This window comes from Aurantimonas sp., from assembly GCF_964217435.1.
GTDB lineage: Bacteria > Pseudomonadota > Alphaproteobacteria > Rhizobiales > Rhizobiaceae > Aurantimonas > Aurantimonas coralicida.
Genome location: NZ_CAXPJM010000006.1, coordinates 23,499 through 41,004 on the forward strand (window position 1 = coordinate 23,499; position 17,506 = coordinate 41,004).

15 protein-coding genes and 1 pseudogene are annotated in these 17,506 nt (G+C 67.6%); 7 read left to right on the top strand and 9 right to left on the bottom strand.

The window, feature by feature from the left end; all coding sequences use genetic code 11:
• Window positions 1–5: 5 nt before the first annotated feature.
• A complete protein-coding gene (locus tag ACEQX1_RS02390; protein ID WP_228240059.1) occupies window positions 6–788 on the bottom strand; it encodes a DUF3108 domain-containing protein in 783 nt (260 codons plus the stop codon).
• A 232-nt stretch (window positions 789–1,020) separates the two neighbouring features.
• On the opposite strand from ACEQX1_RS02390, the gene rpmB reads away from it, so the two are divergent.
• Entirely contained in the window at window positions 1,021–1,317 is a 297-nt protein-coding gene (gene rpmB / locus ACEQX1_RS02395) for a 50S ribosomal protein L28 (protein WP_009210727.1), read from the top strand.
• Window positions 1,318–1,425: 108 nt separating this feature from the next.
• Window positions 1,426–2,118, top strand: coding sequence for a queuosine precursor transporter (locus ACEQX1_RS02400; protein ID WP_187391393.1), 693 nt, complete (start codon window positions 1,426–1,428; stop codon window positions 2,116–2,118).
• A 6-nt stretch (window positions 2,119–2,124) separates the two neighbouring features.
• On the opposite strand, the gene ACEQX1_RS02405 is transcribed toward ACEQX1_RS02400, so the two are convergent.
• The 4 genes from ACEQX1_RS02405 to ACEQX1_RS02420 form a co-directional block, all read right to left on the bottom strand.
• Window positions 2,125–3,147 carry an esterase-like activity of phytase family protein gene (locus ACEQX1_RS02405; RefSeq protein ID WP_370192701.1) on the bottom strand — a complete coding sequence of 341 codons (1,023 nt, stop codon included), beginning with the start codon at window positions 3,145–3,147 and terminating at the stop codon, window positions 2,125–2,127.
• Entirely contained in the window at window positions 3,147–5,057 is a 1,911-nt protein-coding gene (cobT, locus tag ACEQX1_RS02410) for a cobaltochelatase subunit CobT (protein ID WP_370196472.1), read from the bottom strand. The genes ACEQX1_RS02405 and cobT overlap by 1 nt, the downstream gene beginning before the upstream one ends.
• Before the next feature lie 6 nt (window positions 5,058–5,063).
• Complete coding sequence (gene cobS / locus ACEQX1_RS02415; RefSeq protein WP_024349880.1) at window positions 5,064–6,050, bottom strand: cobaltochelatase subunit CobS; 987 nt, start codon at window positions 6,048–6,050, stop codon at window positions 5,064–5,066.
• A 162-nt stretch (window positions 6,051–6,212) separates the two neighbouring features.
• Entirely contained in the window at window positions 6,213–6,842 is a 630-nt protein-coding gene (locus tag ACEQX1_RS02420; protein ID WP_009210722.1) for a J domain-containing protein, read from the bottom strand.
• Between the two features lie 142 nt (window positions 6,843–6,984).
• On the opposite strand from ACEQX1_RS02420, the gene ACEQX1_RS02425 reads away from it, so the two are divergent.
• A complete protein-coding gene (locus ACEQX1_RS02425) occupies window positions 6,985–7,287 on the top strand; it encodes a BolA family transcriptional regulator (RefSeq protein WP_024349881.1) in 303 nt (100 codons plus the stop codon).
• 377 nt (window positions 7,288–7,664) lie between these two features.
• On the opposite strand, the pseudogene ACEQX1_RS02430 reads toward ACEQX1_RS02425, so the two are convergent.
• The 3 genes and pseudogenes from ACEQX1_RS02430 to ACEQX1_RS02440 all read right to left on the bottom strand — a co-directional run.
• A pseudogene (locus tag ACEQX1_RS02430) lies at window positions 7,665–8,921 on the bottom strand (HlyC/CorC family transporter); the annotation flags it as partial.
• Window positions 8,918–10,075, bottom strand: coding sequence for a 3-dehydroquinate synthase (gene aroB, locus ACEQX1_RS02435; RefSeq protein ID WP_370193303.1), 1,158 nt, complete (start codon window positions 10,073–10,075; stop codon window positions 8,918–8,920). The gene aroB and the pseudogene ACEQX1_RS02430, both read right to left, overlap by 4 nt.
• Entirely contained in the window at window positions 10,072–10,653 is a 582-nt protein-coding gene (locus ACEQX1_RS02440; protein ID WP_187391388.1) for a shikimate kinase, read from the bottom strand. Before ACEQX1_RS02440 ends, aroB begins: the two co-directional genes overlap by 4 nt.
• A gap of 170 nt (window positions 10,654–10,823) precedes the next feature.
• Here ACEQX1_RS02440 and ACEQX1_RS02445 point away from each other — a divergent pair, with 170 nt between their 5' ends.
• The 4 genes from ACEQX1_RS02445 to ACEQX1_RS02460 all read left to right on the top strand — a co-directional run bounded on the left by ACEQX1_RS02445 (window position 10,824) and on the right by ACEQX1_RS02460 (window position 14,402).
• Entirely contained in the window at window positions 10,824–10,994 is a 171-nt protein-coding gene (locus ACEQX1_RS02445; RefSeq protein ID WP_370193302.1) for a hypothetical protein, read from the top strand.
• The gene (locus ACEQX1_RS02450; RefSeq protein ID WP_370196473.1) at window positions 10,991–11,977 is read left to right on the top strand and encodes a site-specific tyrosine recombinase XerD; all 987 of its coding nucleotides are present in this window, start codon (window positions 10,991–10,993) and stop codon (window positions 11,975–11,977) included. Before ACEQX1_RS02445 ends, ACEQX1_RS02450 begins: the two co-directional genes overlap by 4 nt.
• Window positions 11,978–12,157: 180 nt before the next feature.
• Window positions 12,158–13,108, top strand: a complete 951-nt coding sequence (locus ACEQX1_RS02455) for an acetyl-CoA carboxylase carboxyltransferase subunit alpha (RefSeq protein ID WP_370193300.1) — start codon at window positions 12,158–12,160, stop codon at window positions 13,106–13,108.
• 346 nt (window positions 13,109–13,454) lie between these two features.
• Complete coding sequence (locus ACEQX1_RS02460) at window positions 13,455–14,402, top strand: L,D-transpeptidase family protein (RefSeq protein WP_370193299.1); 948 nt, start codon at window positions 13,455–13,457, stop codon at window positions 14,400–14,402.
• A 269-nt stretch (window positions 14,403–14,671) separates the two neighbouring features.
• On the opposite strand, the gene secA is transcribed toward ACEQX1_RS02460, so the two are convergent.
• Complete coding sequence (gene secA, locus ACEQX1_RS02465) at window positions 14,672–17,401, bottom strand: preprotein translocase subunit SecA (RefSeq protein WP_024349888.1); 2,730 nt, start codon at window positions 17,399–17,401, stop codon at window positions 14,672–14,674.
• Between the last annotated feature and the right edge of the window lie 105 nt (window positions 17,402–17,506).

Below are 17,506 nucleotides of genomic sequence, written 5' to 3' on the forward strand. Positions count from 1 at the left end.
CCGCCTCAGTCGACGGAGACCGACAGGGCCGAAAGGGTCAGAGGGCCGACCGTGGTGGGAATATGGGCATAGACCGGAACGTAGACGTCCTCGCGGGCGATCGGCGCGAACCAGAGTTCCAGCGTCTGGCCCTTGAGAAACTTCAGCCCCTTGGAGGATTTGTCGTAGCCGCTGACCGGGTCGATCCGCAGCTTGCAGACCGCGGCATTGCCCGAAAAGCCCGGCATGTCGAAGCGCCGCGTGCCGGCCGGCGACAGCTTCAGGTCGAGGCGCGACCAGCCGTCATAGAGCGGTAGGGTCCGGCGGCACACCGAGGCGGCATCGCCGGTCTTGATCATCAGCCCGCTCAAGGGGTCGACCACCGACCGAAGCTGGGCGCGCTGCACCGGCACGTAATCGGGCTTGGCCTTGGCGCGCTTCGGGCCGACCTTCGCCGAGGTCACGCGGCCGCCGCTGAAGGCGACGTCGCTCGACCAGCGCTTGGCGTCGCTGGTATAGTCGAGGCCGTAGCTTTCGGCCGCAAAGCCGCGGCTGGTGACCTTGCCGGCGACCCGACTGGTGCCGCGCGTGTTGGAGACGAGGCTGCCGAGCCCGGCCGAGGACAGGGTGCCCTTCACCGAGAATCGGCTGCCGTCGATGGTGGTGTCGAAGCTCGCCTTGCCGACCGGCAGGCCGATGATCGAGACGCCGTAGCGCGTCGTGACCGTCTGCTCCGCCCGGACCGGAGCGAGGCCGGCGGCGAGCGTTGCCGCGACGGCGACAAGGGCGAGAATCGGTCTAAAGATCATGGGGCGAAGGCCTCTCGCGGCGAAGGGAAACGGGCAGCTTTCGGGCAGACGGGACAAACGGTACGAATTTGTGGCGATCGGACGGGCAGGTCGCCGCGTCGCGTGGCTTGACGCATCGTCCGGCCCGGACTATAGACCCGTTCGAATTTCCGGTCATACCCGATGTCGATGATCGCGCCTGTTGCGGTGGCGCGTCTCGGTCGGGCGTTACGTTAATCTGAAAGGTGATCCGATGTCACGCGCCTGCGAACTCACTGGCAAGGCTGTCCAGTCCGGCAACAATGTCAGCCACGCGAACAACAGGACGCGTCGCAAGTTTCTGCCGAATCTGTGCCAGGTCACGCTGATCTCCGACGCGATGGGCCAGCGCTACCGTCTGCGCATCTCGGCGCACGCCCTGCGCTCGGTGGAGCACCGCGGCGGTCTCGACGCGTTCCTGGCCAAGGCCGATGCGGCCGAGCTGTCGCAGCGCGCCCGCCTGCTGAAGCGCCAGATCGCCAAGAAGATCGCCGAGACGGCAGCCGCCTGATCAGGCCGTGCTGACGGGGGCGCGCAAGCGCCCCTGAGATCCGACATATCCGGGCCGGTCGCCTATGGGCGTCCGGCACAAACTGGTTCCATCACCCAGGTTAAAAAAATGCAGCTCCTGCGTATCTATCTGCTTCCCGTCATCGCCATGACGGCGATCGTGCTCGCGTCGAACGTCGCGGTGCAGTTCCCGGTCTTCGCCCAGATCGGCTCGCTGCAACTGGCCGACATCCTGACCTACGGCGCCTTCACCTACGCCTTCGCGTTTCTCGTCACCGACCTGACCAATCGTCGCTATGGCCCGGCCATCGCCCGGCGCGTGGTCTATATCGGCTTTGCCGCCGCGGTCGCCTGCTCGATCGTCGTGCCGCCGGTGCTCTACGATCTCGGCTTCCTGGAATATGCGACGGCCGCCGAGCGGCTGCTGCGAATCGCCATCGCCTCGGGCGGGGCGTTCCTCGCCGCGCAGCTCCTCGACATCGCGGTGTTCAACCGCCTGCGCCAGGAAAGCTGGTGGCGGGCGCCGGCGGCGTCGTCGCTGTCGGGCTCGGTGGTCGACACGATCACCTTCTTCACCGTCGCCTTCGCGCCGTTCTTCCTGTTCCTCGGCCCCAATGACGGCTTCGCGCTGGAAAGTGCGCCGCTGCTCGGCCTGATGGCCGTGGAGGCCCCGCGCTGGGTGTCCTGGGCGATCGGCGACTTCACGGTGAAGCTGTTCATCGCGGTCTTCGCGCTGGTGCCCTACCGGATCATCATGCAGCATTTCATGCCGGCCCGGCCGGTGGCGGCCGCCGGCATCTGACACCTCTCAGTGGGTGCGCGCCTCGTCCTCGGCGAGGCGGAATTCCAGCACCATATTGCGCTGGAAATACGAGCCGTTGTCGTCCGACATGAGCGTCAGCCGGGTCGCCCCGGTGTCGTCGGTCCAGGCGTCGATCGCTTCCATGTTGTCGATCTCCTGGCCAAGATCGAAGCTCGCGATCACGGGGCCGTCGACGAGGGCGCCGGGACGGATGCCGTCCGACGCGACCCGCCGGATCCGGATGCCCAGCCCGCCGACCCAGCCATTGTAGCGCCGCTCCAGGAGCAGGAGGTCGCCGCCGGCGAGGAACGTGCCGTCCGAGACCTCCCAGTCGGTATCCTTGCGCACCGTGAAGAGGCCGGATCGCGGACCGTCGAGGACGGCGGCGAAGAGATTGCCGGCGCGGTCGATGGAATGCTCGCTCACCGTCACCAGCGCGCCGGCCAGCGGCCCCGAGGTCGGTGCGGCCGCCAGCATCTCCAGCCCCTTGTTGCTGCGCAATTCGCGCCGCGGGATCGGCAAAGCGAGCGGCGAAGGCCGGCTTGCCGCCATGCTGGGGGCAGCAGCAAAGGCGGCGATGCGGTGATCGCTCTCGAAGGACACGACGACCCTGTCGCCGTCGATCGCCAGCCCTTCGGCGTCGGCATCGCCCTTGCGGCGATGGGTCTGGCCGTCGGGGGCGAGGATCGGGTCGAGCGTCGCCTCGGCGATGCCCACCGGCCGGCCCTCGGCGTCGCGCGCGATGCGCCCGCCCAGCCAGTAGCCGGTGTCGGAGACCGCGAGGAAGTGGCTGCCGACATCGCGGAAGCGGAAGGCGGACAGACCCATCAGCCGGCTGTCATCCGACCAGAAGGAAAAGCCGCCGACGAAGTCGAGCGCGCCGAAGCGGATGCGGTCGGAGTTCTTGTCGAACCGCGCGACGGGCTTCGCGGCAATGTCGAGGCCGCTGCCCGCGGCGGCGGGCGCGGTGGTGGCCAGGAGGAGGGCGCAGAGCGCCGTGGCACCGAAGCGCCGGCTGCGCCCGCCCATCAGCTTCCGGCGCCGCCTGCGCGGCGCCGCTGTCCGCGCCGGCCGCCGGCCTTCTCGTCCTCGAAGAGGTCGGCAAGCTGCTCGGTCATGGCGCCGGCCAGTTCCTCGGCATCGACGATGGTCACGGCGCGCCGGTAGTAGCGGGTGACGTCGTGGCCGATGCCGATGGCCAGGAGCTCGACCGGCGAGCGGGTCTCGATCTGTTCGATGACCGCCCGCAGATGCCGTTCGAGATAGTTGCCGGGATTCACCGACAGGGTCGAATCGTCCACCGGCGCGCCGTCGGAGATCATCATCAGGATGCGGCGCTGCTCGGGCCGGGCGAGAAGCCGGTTATGGGCCCAGATCAGCGCCTCGCCATCGATGTTTTCCTTCAGCAGGCCCTCGCGCATCATCAGGCCGAGATTGCGCCGCGAGCGGCGCCACGGCGAATCGGCGGATTTGTAGATGATGTGGCGCAGATCGTTGAGGCGGCCGGGCTTCTGCGGCTTGCCGGCCTTCAGCCAAGCCTCGCGCGCCTGTCCGCCCTTCCAGGCGCGGGTGGTGAAGCCCAGCACCTCGACCTTGACCCCGCAGCGCTCCAGCGTGCGCGCCAGGATGTCGGCGCAGGTGGCCGCGACGGTGATCGGGCGGCCGCGCATGGACCCGGAATTGTCGATCACCAACGTCACGATCGTGTCGCGGAAATCGGTGTCGCGCTCCATCTTGAAGGACAGCGGCTGCATCGGGTCGATGACCATCCGGCTGAGCCGGGCGGGATCGAGATAGCCTTCCTCCAGATCGAAGTCCCAGGAGCGGTTCTGCTGGGCCATCAGGCGGCGTTGCAGGCGGTTGGCGAGCCGCCCGACGACGCCCTGCAGGGTTGAGAGCTGCTTGTCGAGAAAGGCCCGCAGCCGGTCGAGCTCGGCCTCGTCGCACAGTTCCTCGGCGCCGATGGTCTCGTCGAAGGCCTGGGTGAAGACCTTGTAGTCGCTGTCGAGATTGAAGCCGTGCTGCGACTGGTTGGGGCGCCGCGACTCGCCCGGCGTCTCGGTGTCCTGGCTGTCGTCGTCGGAGGGATCGTCGGCGGTCGCCTCGGAGGATTCGGCCTCGGCCGCCTCCTGGTTCTCGCCTTCGCTCTCGTTCTCCTGGGCCTCGGCCTCGTCGGTGCCGCTCTCCTTCTCGGAGCCGCCTTCGTCGGAATCGCGGGTCTGGTTGTCGCCCTGCTCTTCCTCGCTGTCGGTGTCGTCGCTCTCGTCCTCGTCGCCGAGGCTCTCGGCCATTTCCAGCGAGACCAGCATGTCGCGCATCGCTCGGGCAAAGGCCTGCTGGTCGCCGACCGTCTCGCTGAGCCGGTCGAACTTCGCGCCGGCCTTCTCGTCGATGAAGTCGCGCCACACGTCGACCAGCGCCTCAGCGCTGGGCGGGATCGGGCGGCCGGTCAGCTTCTCGCGCACCATCAGCGCCACCGCGTCCTCGATCGGCGCCTCGGCGCGGTCGGTGACGTCGGCGAGGTTGGAGCGGAAATACTTGTCCTCGAGCATCGTCGCGAGATTGTCGCCGACGCCGCGCATGGCATTGGCGCCGATCGCCTCGCAGCGGGCCTGCTCGACGGCGTCGTAGACGGCGCGGGCGCTGCGGCCGTCGGGCGACAGGCTGGAATGCAGGCGCGAATCGTGGCGCGCCTTGCGCAGCGCCATGGCGTCGGACAGGCCGCGGGTGACGCCGAGATCGGTCTTCGAGACGCGCTTGGGCAGGTCCGGCAGGCGGGCGCGCTGGCCGCTCAGGCCCGGACGCTCGGAGGCGTAGGTGACCTCGAGCTCGGCATCGCCGGCGATCGCCCGCAGGCAGCCGGCGACGGCGCGCCGGAACGGCTCGCTGTCGGCCGGCTTGCGGTCCGCGGGACGCGTGTTGTCGCCGATCTTGGCCATGGCCGCCTAGTCCAGAACGAGGTTGGCGGCGCTCTCCGGCAGTTCCTCGCCAAAGGCGCGCTGGTAGAACTCGGCGACGAGCGGGCGCTCCAGATCGTCGCACTTGTTCAGGAAGGTGAGCCGGAAGGCAAAGCCCAGATCGCCAAAGATCTCGGCGTTCTCGGCCCAGGTGATGACGGTGCGCGGGCTCATCACCGTCGACAGGTCGCCATTGACGAAGGCCGAGCGGGTGAGATCGGCGACGCGCACCATCTGGGAGACGGTCTCGCGGCCTTCCTTGGTGGCGTAGGTCTTGGCCTTGGACACGACGATCCCGACCTCGTGGTCGTGGGGCAGATAGTTCAGCGTCGTGACGATGGACCAGCGGTCCATCTGCGCCTGGTTGATCTGCTGGGTGCCGTGATAGAGGCCGGTCGTGTCGCCGAGGCCGACGGTGTTGGCCGTGGCGAACAGGCGGAAGGCCGGATGCGGGCGGATGACGCGGCTCTGGTCGAGCAGGGTCAGCCGGCCGGAGGATTCCAGCACGCGCTGGATGACGAACATCACGTCCGGGCGTCCGGCGTCGTATTCGTCGAACACCAGCGCGACGTTGTTCTGGTAGGCCCAGGGCAGGATGCCGTCCTTGAACTCGGTGACCTGCATGCCGTCGCGCACGACGATGGCATCCTTGCCGACGAGATCGATGCGGCTGACATGACTGTCGAGATTGACGCGCACGCAGGGCCAGTTGAGGCGGGCCGCGACCTGCTCGATATGGGTCGACTTGCCGGTACCGTGATAGCCCGAGACCATGACGCGCCGGTTCTTGGCGAAGCCGGCGAGGATCGCCAGCGTCGTCGGCTTGTCGAACAGATAGTCCGGGTCGATCTCGGGAACGTGCGGGTCGGACGCGGAAAAGGCCGGGACCGTCAGGTCGCTGTCGAACCCGAAGGTGTCACGCACCGAGACCGTGGTATCGGGCAGGGGGGCCACGTGATGTTCCGCTGCACTCATACTACCTCCAACGGTCCGGCGGCTCTCCGGCGAGCCTCGGGGACCAAGTCATCACTGTCGGTTTGCGGGCGAGAGGGCGGGGCCTCGACGGGCTCCGCGATCACCGCCGCATGGCGTTTGCGCACGCTGGTTTTCGGGGTGGCCGGCGCGTTCCCCTCGCGCTTAGCAAAAACCTGACTGTTTCAAAAGTTTGTAGGCCTGGATCACTTCGCGCAGCTTGTCCTCGGTGCCGCGGTCGCCGCCATTGGCATCGGGATGCAGCTGCTTGACGAGTTGTTTGTAGCGCGTGCGGATCGCTTCGCCACTCGCCTCGTCGGTGAGGTCCAGCGTCTCGAACGCCTTGTGCTCCAGCGAGCGGACCTTGGGGCGCCGCGGCTGCGGGCGCCCGCCGCCCTCTTCCGGGAACAGGTCGAACGGGTCGCGCATGCGGCTGTTCCAGCGCTTGGCCCGCGCGGCGCTGGCCGCCTTGGCGCCGTTGCCGGCGGCCGTGCCATTATGCCCCATGGTCCATGTCGGCCGGTGGCCGGTCATGGAATCCTTGAGGTGCTGCTGGATGTCCTTGTCGTTCAGACCGGAGAAATAATTGTAGGACTTGTTGTACTGGCGCACGTGATCGACGCAGAAATGCAGGTACTGCCCTTCGTGATCACGGCCCATCGGCGCCTTGTAGGAGCCCGGCTCGTTACAGCCTTCCCACGCGCAGACTTCGGCCCGGCGTGGCTCCGCCTTGCCCTTGGTCTTGCGCTTCCCCTTGACGCGGATCGCATCGAAATATTCGGAGTCGAGTTTCATCGCGTCCAATAATGGTGCCCGGGACCGGTGCGGACAAGAATTGACATCCCGGAAAAAGCCCGAAAATGCAGAGGGTCCGCCTGCTTCGCGCAAGCTTCGCTTGGCGCGCTGCGGCGACCGCTACTACAGGAGAGTGACTGCCATGAACACCAGGGCGACAATCGAGACCAAGCTGGCCGAGGCGTTTGCGCCGGAGCATCTGGAGATCATCGACGAGAGCCATCTGCATGCCGGTCACCACCACGCCGACAGCGACCATCACGCGACATTCGACGGATCGGGCGAGACGCATTTCCGGGTGCGACTCGTGAGCGCGGCCTTTGCCGGCCAGAGCCGGGTGGCGCGACACCGCGCGATCAACCGCGTCCTGCAGGACGAGCTGGACGCCGGCGTCCATGCGCTCGCCATCGAGGTTTCGGCGCCGGGCGAGGCGCGTCGCCGCTGAGCGCGCGTCGGCAAAGCAGCGAGCGCGGCGCCTGACGGCAAAGCCGCCGCCGGGCCCGCTCGCCTGATCCCGGCAGGCTGCGCCGCTCAGTCGCGGCGCGTCGCCTCGGGATCGGAGACCGTATCGGCGGCGTCGGACGATGCGGGCATGTCGTCGGTGTTCGTCAGGTCGGCGTCGACCGGGCGCGGCCCGGGCGACCATTCGTCCCGATCCGCCGTCTCCATACCGACCTCGCCAGTCTCGAAATCCGTCGCGTCCGGCTCGATCGTCTCGATGCCGTAGTCGTAATCGTCAATCTCCGGCTCCAGCACGGGCGCGACCTCGCCGCTCGCCAGTGCATGATGGCCCCCCTTCTTGGGCGGAACCAGGATGGTGGCCGGCCGGATGCGCAGCTTGGCGATGCGGTTCTTCTCGCGCTTCAGGACGGTGAAGCGCTTGTGGAAGAAGGTGAAGGCCTGCCGCTCTTCCGGGATCGTCTGGGTCTCGTGGATGACCAGCCCGGCGATGGTCACCGCCTCCTCGTCCGGCAGGTTCCAGTCCAGCGCCCGGTTGAGGTCGCGGATCGGCACCTGGCCGTCGACGATGACCGAGCCGTCGGCCTCGATCTTGACGCCCTGCATGTCGACATCGTGCTCGTCGGCGATGTTGCCGACGATCTCCTCGAGAATGTCTTCGAGGGTGATCAGGCCTTCGACCTCGCCATATTCGTCGACGACGATGGCGAAATGGGTCTTGCGGCGCAGGAAGGCGTTGAGCTGGTCCTGCAGCGTCGTCGTCTCGGGCACGAACCAGGGCTGGGCGCAGATCTTGAGGATGTCGACCTTGGCCGGGTCGTTGTCGACCTCGTGCAGCGCCCGCAGGATGTCCTTGGCATGCACCACGCCGACGATGTTGTCGTAATGGGTCCGCCAGACCGGCATGCGGGTATAGGGGCTTTCCAGGATCTGCCGCACCACCTCGATCGGGCCGTCATCGACATTGACCTGCCGCATGGCGGTGCGGTGGACCATGACGTCGGAGACCTCCAGCTCGTGCAGATCGAGCAGGCCGCCGAGCCGGTTGCGGTCGGCATTGACCAGCGAGCCCTCGCGGTGGAGCACCTCGACGGCGCCGCGCAGTTCCTCGTGGGCGGTCAAAAGCGAGGCGCCGGATTCGAGACTCACCCCGAACAGCGCTAGGATGCGGCGGACGATCCAGTTGACCACCCGGGTCAGCGGGCCGAGCAGCGCCACCACCCAGCTCACCGGCCGCGAGACGGCGAGCGAGAAGCCGTCGGGCCGGGCGATCGCCGCGGATTTCGGCAGCACCTCGCCGAAGATCACGACGATGACCGTCATGCCGATCGTCGCATAGACGACGCCGGCCTGTCCGAACAGGCCGAGAAAGGCCGTGGTCGCCAGCGACGAGGCGAGGATGTTGACGAGGTTGTTGCCGATGAGAAGGGCGCCGATCAGCCGGTCCTTCTTCTCGATCAGTGTCTGGACGAGCGTGGCGCGGGCGTCGCCATTCTTCTCGTAGCTCATCAGCCGGGCCCGCGAGACCGCGGTCAGCGCCGTCTCCGAGCCCGAGAAGAAGGCGGAGATGGAGACGAGGACCAGGACGATGCCGAGGAGAATCCAGAGGGTCACGCTCATCGGGTCAACTCTTCAGTCAGGAAGGCCTCGACGGCGGCCGGGTCGACGTCGTTGGCGATGAAGGCCTGGCCGATGCCGCGGGTGAGGATGAAGGTGAGGCTGCCGCGCCGGACCTTCTTGTCCTGGCCGATGCCGGCCATCAGCGTCGCCACGTCGAGCGGCGCGCCGGGGATCTCGGAAATGCGTGTGGGCAGGCCGACGGCGGCGAAATGCGCCGCGCAGCGCTCGGCATCGGCGGGGGGGCAGAGGCCGAGCCTGGCCGAGAAGCGATGCGCCAGGACGGTGCCGATGGCGACGCCCTCGCCATGGACGAGGCGCTTTGCGTCGTAGCCGACCGCCGCTTCCAGCGCGTGGCCGAAGGTGTGGCCGAGATTGAGCAGGGCGCGGCTGCCTTCCTCGCGCTCGTCGGCGGCGACGACGGCGGCCTTGGCGATGCAGCTCTGGCGCACCGATTCGACCCGCTCCGGCCCGCCGGTGAAGATCGCCGCGCGGTTGGCGTCGAGCCAGGCGAAGAAGTCCGGCCGGTCGATCAGCGCCATCTTGGCGATCTCCGCGTAGCCGGCGGCGAATTCGCGCGGGCTCAGCGTGTCGAGGAGGGCGGTGTCGGAGAGGACGAGGGCCGGCTGGTGAAAGGCGCCGATCAGGTTCTTGCCGCGCGGCGAGTTGATGCCGGTCTTGCCGCCGACGGAGGAATCCACCTGCGCCAGCAGCGTCGTCGGCATCTGCACGAAGCCCATGCCGCGGCGCACGATGGCGCTGGCGAAGCCGGCGAGGTCGCCGATGACGCCGCCGCCGAGCGCGATGACCACGTCGCCGCGCTCGAGGCGCGCGCCGATGATCTGGTCGACGACATCGGTGAGCTGCGCGAAGGACTTGGACGTTTCGCCGGGCGGCACGACGATCTGCACATGGTCGATGCCGGCGGCCCGCAGCGCGATGGACAGGCGCTCGTAATGCAGGCCGGCGACCGTCGTGTCGGTGAGGATAGCGGCGCGCACGCCGGGCAGGCGCCGGGCGATCTCCTCGCCGGCGGCATCGATCAGGCCGGGGCCGATGACGATGTCATAGCCGCGGTCGCCGAGCTCGACCCTAACGTGGCTGCGGGGCGCTGCCGGCGTATCGGCGGTGGCAGGGGCGGCGGGAACACTGCTCATCGGTCGGTCTCCGTGGCGAGGTGGCGGTCCAGCGCCTCGATGATTTCCTGGGCGATCACGTCCCGCTTCACATTGCGCGTCGGGATGGTGATGTCGGCTTCGGCATAGATGGGATATCGCTGCTCGATCAGGCCGCGCATCACCGCGCGCGGATCGTCCTGCTTGAGCAGCGGGCGGTTGGCCCGGCGCCGGACGCGATCCATCAGCGTGTCGAGATCGGCCTTCAGCCAGACGGTGATCGCCGACTGCTTGAGAAGGCTGCGGGTCTCCTCGTGCATGTAGGCGCCGCCGCCGGTGGCCACGACCTGCGGGCCCTCGCCGGTGAGGCGGCCGACGACGCGGGCCTCCAGCGCCCGGAACTCCGGCTCGCCATAGGCCTCGAACAGCTCCGGGATCGACATGCGCGAGACCAGCTCGATCTCGTGGTCGGTGTCGTGGAAGGGCAGGTCGAGAAGCGCCGCGACCCGGCGTCCGACCGTGGTCTTGCCGGCGCCCATCAGGCCGACGAGGGTGACGGAACGCGTGCCCAGGCGGTCCTGGATGGTGTCGGTTCCGCCCGATGGCAATTCGCTTCTCATTGCGCCTTTCGCAGCCGTCCCACCCTTGCCGTATGCAAACATGAGGAAATCTTAAAGTTCGCCGTTTACCCCGTCAGGGGCTGCCCGTCTCGCTTGCGTTGCGTCCCGTTCGCGTTAGAAGCGGGCGATTGCAAGGGACGCCCACACCAAGGTGAGTTCGCCAGACCGCGATGCCGACACTCGTCCGCCTCCTGACGACGCTCCTGATCCTTGCGGCCATCATCTACGGCATCATGGCGGCGCTCGTCTACTTCGTCGATCCGACCCGCCGGGAAACCACCGTCGAGATTCCGATGCCGTCCACCGAGCCCGCCGGCACGGGCGACGGCGCGCGGCCATGAGCCCGGCGCCGGGCCCCGGCGCGCCTGCCGCCCCGGGGCTTTCGGCCCGCGAGGGCGCCGACATCGAGACCTTCCTGGAGATGATGGCGGTCGAGCGCGGCGCGGCCGACAACACCGTCGCCGCCTATCGCCGCGACCTCGAGGACGCCAGCGGCTTCATGGCCGGGCAGGGCGGCTCGCTGATGACCGCCACCACCGAGGACATCCGCGCCTATGTCGGCCGGCTCGCCGCCCGCGGCTTTGCCGAGACCAGCCGCTCGCGCCGGCTGTCGGCGCTGCGCCAGTATTACCGCTTCCTCTATGTGGAGGGCCGGCGCAGCGACGATCCGACCGGTCCGATCGAGGGCGCCCGCCGCAAGCGGCCGCTGCCCAAGGTGATGAGCGAGGACGAGGTCGACCGGCTGCTCGACCGGGCCGCCGCCGAGGCGGTCGATCCCGAGCAGTCGCCGGCCCGGCGGGTACGGGCCGCGCGCCTGCATGCGCTGGTCGAACTGCTCTACGCCACCGGCATGCGCGTTTCCGAACTGGTCAGCCTGCCGCGGGCCGTGCTGCGCGGCCGCCAGCGCATGATCGTGGTGCGCGGCAAGGGCGACAAGGAGCGCATGGTGCCGATCGGCGAGGCGGCGCGCGATGCGCTGACCCGCTTCGCCGAGGCGATGAAGCTCGCCGGCGTCGGCGAGGAGGGACGCTGGCTGTTCCCGGCCCTGTCGGAGACCGGCCACCTCACCCGCCAGGCTTTTGCCCGCGACCTGAAGGCGCTGGCCGCCCGCGTCGACATTCCCGCCGAACGGATCTCGCCGCATGTGCTGCGCCACGCCTTCGCCAGCCATCTCCTGCAGAACGGCGCCGATCTGCGGGCGGTGCAGGAACTGCTCGGCCATGCCGACATCTCGACCACCCAGATCTACACCCATGTCCTGGAAGAGCGGCTGATCCGGCTGGTCACCGACCATCATCCCCTGTCGGACGAGAGCCGGCATTGATGCGCCGCACGGTTTTCTTGACAAGGGTGCGGCGCATGGCCAGTTTCCGCCGCAACACAGACGTTGCGCCGCGGGCGGGGCGCATGCGGGCCAGACCCACGTGCGCCGCGCGCCCTGCGGTCAGTCGGCCGTCGCGTCCGGTCGCCAAAATCTCGAAGGACGGCTCGACGCCGCGCACCCATGCATAATTATCTCGATTTCGAAAAACCCGTCGCCGATCTCGAAGGCCAGATCCTGGAACTCAAGAAGATCGAGGGCAAGGACGCCGTCGACGTCACCGACGAGATCCAGCGGCTGGAGAAGCGCTCCCGCGAGGCGCTGGCCGATCTCTATCGCAAGCTGACGCCGTGGCAGAAGACCCAGGTGGCGCGCCATCCCGACCGGCCGCATTGCCTCGACTACATCGCTGCCCTGATCACCGACTTCGTGCCGCTGGCCGGCGACCGCTTCTATGCGGAAGACCACGCCATCATCAGCGGCTTCGGCCGCTTCTACGGCCAGTCCGTCGCGGTCATCGGCCAGGAGAAGGGCTCCGACACCCAGACCCGCCTGAAGCACAATTTCGGCATGGCCCGGCCCGAGGGCTACCGCAAGGCGGTGCGGGTGATGGAACTCGCCGAGCGCTTCCAGATCCCGGTGCTGACCTTCGTCGACACCGCCGGCGCCTATCCGGGCATCGGCGCCGAGGAGCGCGGCCAGGCCGAGGCGATCGCCCGCTCCACCGAGGCCTGCCTCAATCTGCGCGTGCCGATGGTCTCGCTGGTCATCGGCGAGGGCGGTTCGGGCGGCGCCATCGCCATTGCCACCGCCAACAAGGTGCTGATGCTCGAGCACGCCATCTATTCGGTGATCTCGCCGGAGGCCGGCGCCTCGATCCTGTGGCGGGACGCGACCCGCGCCCGTGACGTGGCGCAGGCGATGAAGATCACGGCGCAGGATCTCGCCGGCTTCGGCATCATCGACGGCATCGTCGAGGAGCCGCTGGGCGGCATCCACCGGGCGCCCGCCGAGGGCATCGCGGCCGCCGCCGAGCGCGTGCGCGCCGCCTTTGCCGAGCTGGCCGAACTCGACGGTGACGGCCTGCGCCGCCAGCGTCGCGAAAAGTTCCTCGCCATCGGGCGGAATCTCTAAAGCCTGTTGCCGGGCGGCAACGCCCTCCCGTTCCCTTGGGCTTCAAGCTCTGCAAGGATGCTCCCGGACGACGTAAGGTGAGGGGCGAAATCAACGCAGCCTGTCGTCGTCCGGCCTGTCGTCGGCAATCGATCTAATTTTGAACATTAACGATTGCTTAACGACGGTTGCGGCAGAACGGGGAAAGGCATGCGACGGGATATCCGACTGGGATATGGCCGCCGCGATGGTCCGGGCGCTTCGCAGGCGCCGGTCCGAGTGGGGACGGCCGAAGTGCCGTCAATGCGATGGGGATGAGGGGATGTTGTTTCGACGCCTCGTGACGGCCGCCGCGCTTGCGACAGCCATGTTCGCAGTTTCCGCCTGCCAGTACGAAGATTTGCTGCCCGCCGAAGCGCCGCTGCCGGCCGCTCTCGTGCAGGCGATCAAGTCCAACGGAATGGGCGTCAAGTCGCCGATCCTCGTCCGCCTCTACAAGGAAGAGTCGGACCTCGAGGTCTGGAAGCAGAAGACCGACGGCAGCTACGCGCTTCTGAAGACCTACGAGATCTGCGCCTGGTCCGGAAAGCTCGGCCCGAAGAAGCAGGAAGGCGACCGCCAGGCGCCCGAGGGCTTCTACACGGTGACCCCGGCCCAGCTGAACCCGAATTCCAATTACCATCTCGCCCTCAACATGGGCTATCCGAACACCTATGACCGGGCCAATGGCCGGACCGGCTCGCATCTGATGATCCACGGCTCGTGCAACTCGTCCGGCTGCTACGCCATGGACGACGAGCAGGTGCAGGAGATCTATTCGCTCGCCCGCCATTCGTTCGAGGGTGGCCAGCGCGCCTTCCAGATCCAGGCCTATCCCTTCCGCATGACGCCGAAGAACATGGCGCGGCACCGCAATTCCGAGCATTATGACTTCTGGAAGATGCTGAAGAAGGGCTCGGACTATTTCGAGATGACCCGCCAGCAGCCCAATGTCGGCGTCTGCGACCGCCGCTACGTCTTCGACCAGAGCGCCGAGACGGTCGCCGGCCTGTCGGCGACGGGCGCCTGCCCGGACTTCTCCCTGCCGGCGCAGGTCGTCGCCAAGGTGGAAGCCGACCATGCCGAGGAGGAGAAGATCGCCTCGAGCTTCTCGCCGAGCGACTTCGCCGAGACCTCGACCTTCAGCTACCGCACCGGCCAGCCGATCACGCCCGAGGCCTATGCCCAGGAGCAGCATCGCCGCGAGGGCTACGACCGCGAAGGCAACCGCGTCGGCGGTGGCGGCGGCTCGATCTTCTCGAGCTTCCTGAAATAGCGCAGCCGGACGGCGGCGGGGCGATCAGGCCCTGCCGAACCATCCGGTTTAGGAAAAGCCCGCGGCATCCGTCGCGGGCTTTTTCGCGTTCGGGCGGGAAGGCCTGGCGTTCGCGTTCGCCATCGCGCGCGGCGGTGGTCTGGCGAGAGGCCGGTGACCTGATCCGCGTCAGGCCCGCGCGTCGGACAAGCGTCTCTGGGCCAACGGCACGAAAAAGGCCGCCGGACCTTTCGGATCCGGCGGCCTCGATGCTGTCGCTGCGGTCTGCCTCAGACGAAGGCGCCGTGGCAGTGCTTGAACTTCTTGCCCGAGCCGCAGGGGCAGGGCTCGTTGCGGCCGACCTGGCCCCAGCTGTCCGGGTTCTCCGGATCGCGGCGCAGGCCGTCGGCGGCGGCCGGGGTGAAGTTGGCGGTCAGCCGCGCGGCGCCGTCGCCCATCTCGTCCACGCCGGTCGTGGCGTCGACATGATGCGCTTCCATCGGCGGGACCTGCGGTGCCGGCTGGCGCTGCTCCGGCTGGACGATCTCGACCCGGGTGAGCTGCGAGGTGGTGCGCTCGCGCAGATTGCCCAGCATCGCCTCGAACAGCTCGAAGGATTCCGACTTGTACTCGTTCAGCGGATCGCGCTGGGCGTAGCCGCGGAAGCCGACGACCGACCGCAGATGGTCGAGATTGACCAGATGCTCGCGCCACAGGGCGTCCAGCGTCTGCAGGACGATATTGCGCTGGACATAGGTCATCACCTGCGGGCCGAACCGCTCGGCCTTCTCGGCGGCGGCGCGGTCGGCATGCTCGCGGATGCGCTCGCGGATGTCGTCCTCGGCGATGCCTTCCTCGTTCGCCCATTCCGTGATCGGCAGGTCGAGATTGAGGTATTCCAGCGTCTCCGCCTTCAAAGCCTCGGTCTCCCACTGCTCGGGATAGGCCTTTTCGGGAATGTGCCGCGAGACGATGCCCTCGATCGTGGCGTGGCGCATGTCCGCCACGGCCTCGTCGAGCTCTTCGGAATCCATCAGCTCGATGCGCTGCTCGAAGATGACGCGACGCTGGTCGTTCATCACGTCGTCGTACTTCAACAGGTTCTTGCGGATGTCGAAATTGCGGGCCTCGACCTTCTTCTGGGCCTTCTCCAGCGCCTTGTTGATCCACGGATGGACGATCGCCTCGTCCTCCTTGAGACCCAGCTTGGTCAGCATCGAATCCATGCGGTCGGACCCGAAGATGCGCATCAGGTCGTCCTGCAGGGACAAATAGAACTTGGAGCGGCCCGGATCGCCCTGGCGGCCGGAGCGGCCGCGCAGCTGGTTGTCGATGCGCCGGCTTTCGTGGCGCTCGGTGGCCAGCACGTAGAGGCCGCCGGCCTCGATGGCGATTTCCTTCAGCCGCTTGATGTCGGCCTTGATGGCCTCTTCCCTGGCGGTGCGCTCCGGTCCCTCGGCCATGTCGGCGAGTTCGCGGTCGATGCGCATCTCGGCATTGCCGCCGAGCTGGATGTCGGTGCCGCGGCCGGCCATGTTGGTGGCGATCGTCACCGCGCCCGGCACGCCGGCCTGGCTGACGATATAGGCCTCCTGCTCGTGGTAGCGGGCGTTGAGGACCTGGAAGTCCTTCAGCCCGTCCTTGCGCAGGCGCTCGGCCAGAAGCTCGGACTTCTCGATCGAGGTCGTGCCGACGAGGATCGGCTGGCCGCGCTTGGCGCAGTCCTGGATCTCGCGGCTGATCGCCCGGAACTTCTCCTCGACCGTGCGATAGACCTCGTCGTCCTCGTCGATGCGCTGGATCGGCAGGTTGGTCGGGATCTCGATGACGTCCAGGCCGTAGATGTCGCCGAACTCGGCCGCTTCCGTCTGGGCCGTACCGGTCATGCCGGCCAGCTTGTCGTACATGCGGAAATAGTTCTGGAAGGTGATCGAGGCCAGCGTCTGGTTCTCGGGCTGGACGGTGACGCCTTCCTTGGCTTCCAGCGCCTGGTGCAGGCCTTCCGAGAAGCGGCGTCCCGGCATCATGCGGCCGGTGAACTCGTCGATGATGACCACTTCGTCGTTGCGCACGATGTAGTCCTTGTCGCGCTGGAACAGCGCGTGGGCCTTCAATGCGTTGTTGACGTGGTGGACGATGGCGACGTTCTCGATGTCGTAGAGCGAATCGCCGACGAGATGGCCGGCGGCCTCCAGAAGCCGCTCCAGCTTCTCGGTGCCGTCCTCGGTGAAGGTCACCGTGCGCTGCTTCTCGTCGATGTCGTAGTCGCTCTTGTCGAGCTGCGGGATGAACCCGTCGATCGTCATGTAGAGCTCGGACCGGTCGTCGAGCGGACCGGAGATGATCAGCGGCGTGCGCGCCTCGTCGATGAGGATCGAATCGACCTCGTCGACGATGGCGTAGCGATGGCCGCGCTGGACCATCTGGCTGCGCTCGTACTTCATGTTGTCGCGCAGATAGTCGAAGCCGAGCTCGTTGTTCGTCGCGTAGGTGACGTCGCAGGCATAGGCCGCGCGGCGCTCCTCGTCGGACATGCCGTGGACGATGATGCCGACGGTCAGGCCGAGGAAGCGGTAGAGACGCCCCATCCATTCCGCGTCGCGGCGGGCGAGGTAGTCGTTGACGGTGACGACGTGGACGCCCTTGCCCTCGAGCGCGTTCAGATAGACGGCGAGGGTGGCGACGAGGGTCTTGCCTTCGCCGGTCTTCATCTCGGCGATGGCACCCGAATTGAGCACCATGCCGCCGATCATCTGGACGTCGAAATGGCGCATGCCGAGGGCACGCTTGGCGCCCTCGCGCACCACGGCGAAGGCCTCGATCAACAGATCGTCGACGGTCTTGCCGGCGGCGATCTCGCTGCGGAACGTCTCGGTCCGCGCCCGCAGCTCGTCGTCGGTGAGGGCGGCGATGTCGGCTTCGCGTGCCGCGACCGCCTTGACCCGGGCGTCGTAGCGTCGAACGACCCGGTCGTTCGCCGAACCCAACAACTTACGGGCGAGCCCGCCAATACTGACCATAACCGGTCCTTCCAAAAGATATCGCACCGTCGATGCCGTGGCCGGCTTGCAGGCCGATGCCACCGATCCTACCAACTTGCAGAATTTCGGGAGGCTTCAAACTTT

Excerpts from the sequence above, each read along its gene's own strand:
- ACEQX1_RS02390 (WP_228240059.1), bottom strand. The coding sequence starts at position 788 with ATGATCTTTAGACCGATTCTCGCCCTTGTCGCCGTCGCGGCAACGCTC.
- rpmB (WP_009210727.1), top strand. The coding sequence starts at position 1,021 with ATGTCACGCGCCTGCGAACTCACTGGCAAGGCTGTCCAGTCCGGCAAC.
- ACEQX1_RS02400 (WP_187391393.1), top strand. The coding sequence starts at position 1,426 with ATGCAGCTCCTGCGTATCTATCTGCTTCCCGTCATCGCCATGACGGCG.
- ACEQX1_RS02405 (WP_370192701.1), bottom strand. The coding sequence starts at position 3,147 with ATGGGCGGGCGCAGCCGGCGCTTCGGTGCCACGGCGCTCTGCGCCCTC.
- cobT (WP_370196472.1), bottom strand. The coding sequence starts at position 5,057 with ATGGCCAAGATCGGCGACAACACGCGTCCCGCGGACCGCAAGCCGGCC.
- cobS (WP_024349880.1), bottom strand. The coding sequence starts at position 6,050 with ATGAGTGCAGCGGAACATCACGTGGCCCCCCTGCCCGATACCACGGTC.
- ACEQX1_RS02420 (WP_009210722.1), bottom strand. The coding sequence starts at position 6,842 with ATGAAACTCGACTCCGAATATTTCGATGCGATCCGCGTCAAGGGGAAG.
- ACEQX1_RS02425 (WP_024349881.1), top strand. The coding sequence starts at position 6,985 with ATGAACACCAGGGCGACAATCGAGACCAAGCTGGCCGAGGCGTTTGCG.
- aroB (WP_370193303.1), bottom strand. The coding sequence starts at position 10,075 with ATGAGCAGTGTTCCCGCCGCCCCTGCCACCGCCGATACGCCGGCAGCG.
- ACEQX1_RS02440 (WP_187391388.1), bottom strand. The coding sequence starts at position 10,653 with ATGAGAAGCGAATTGCCATCGGGCGGAACCGACACCATCCAGGACCGC.
- ACEQX1_RS02445 (WP_370193302.1), top strand. The coding sequence starts at position 10,824 with ATGCCGACACTCGTCCGCCTCCTGACGACGCTCCTGATCCTTGCGGCC.
- ACEQX1_RS02450 (WP_370196473.1), top strand. The coding sequence starts at position 10,991 with ATGAGCCCGGCGCCGGGCCCCGGCGCGCCTGCCGCCCCGGGGCTTTCG.
- ACEQX1_RS02455 (WP_370193300.1), top strand. The coding sequence starts at position 12,158 with ATGCATAATTATCTCGATTTCGAAAAACCCGTCGCCGATCTCGAAGGC.
- ACEQX1_RS02460 (WP_370193299.1), top strand. The coding sequence starts at position 13,455 with ATGTTCGCAGTTTCCGCCTGCCAGTACGAAGATTTGCTGCCCGCCGAA.
- secA (WP_024349888.1), bottom strand. The coding sequence starts at position 17,401 with ATGGTCAGTATTGGCGGGCTCGCCCGTAAGTTGTTGGGTTCGGCGAAC.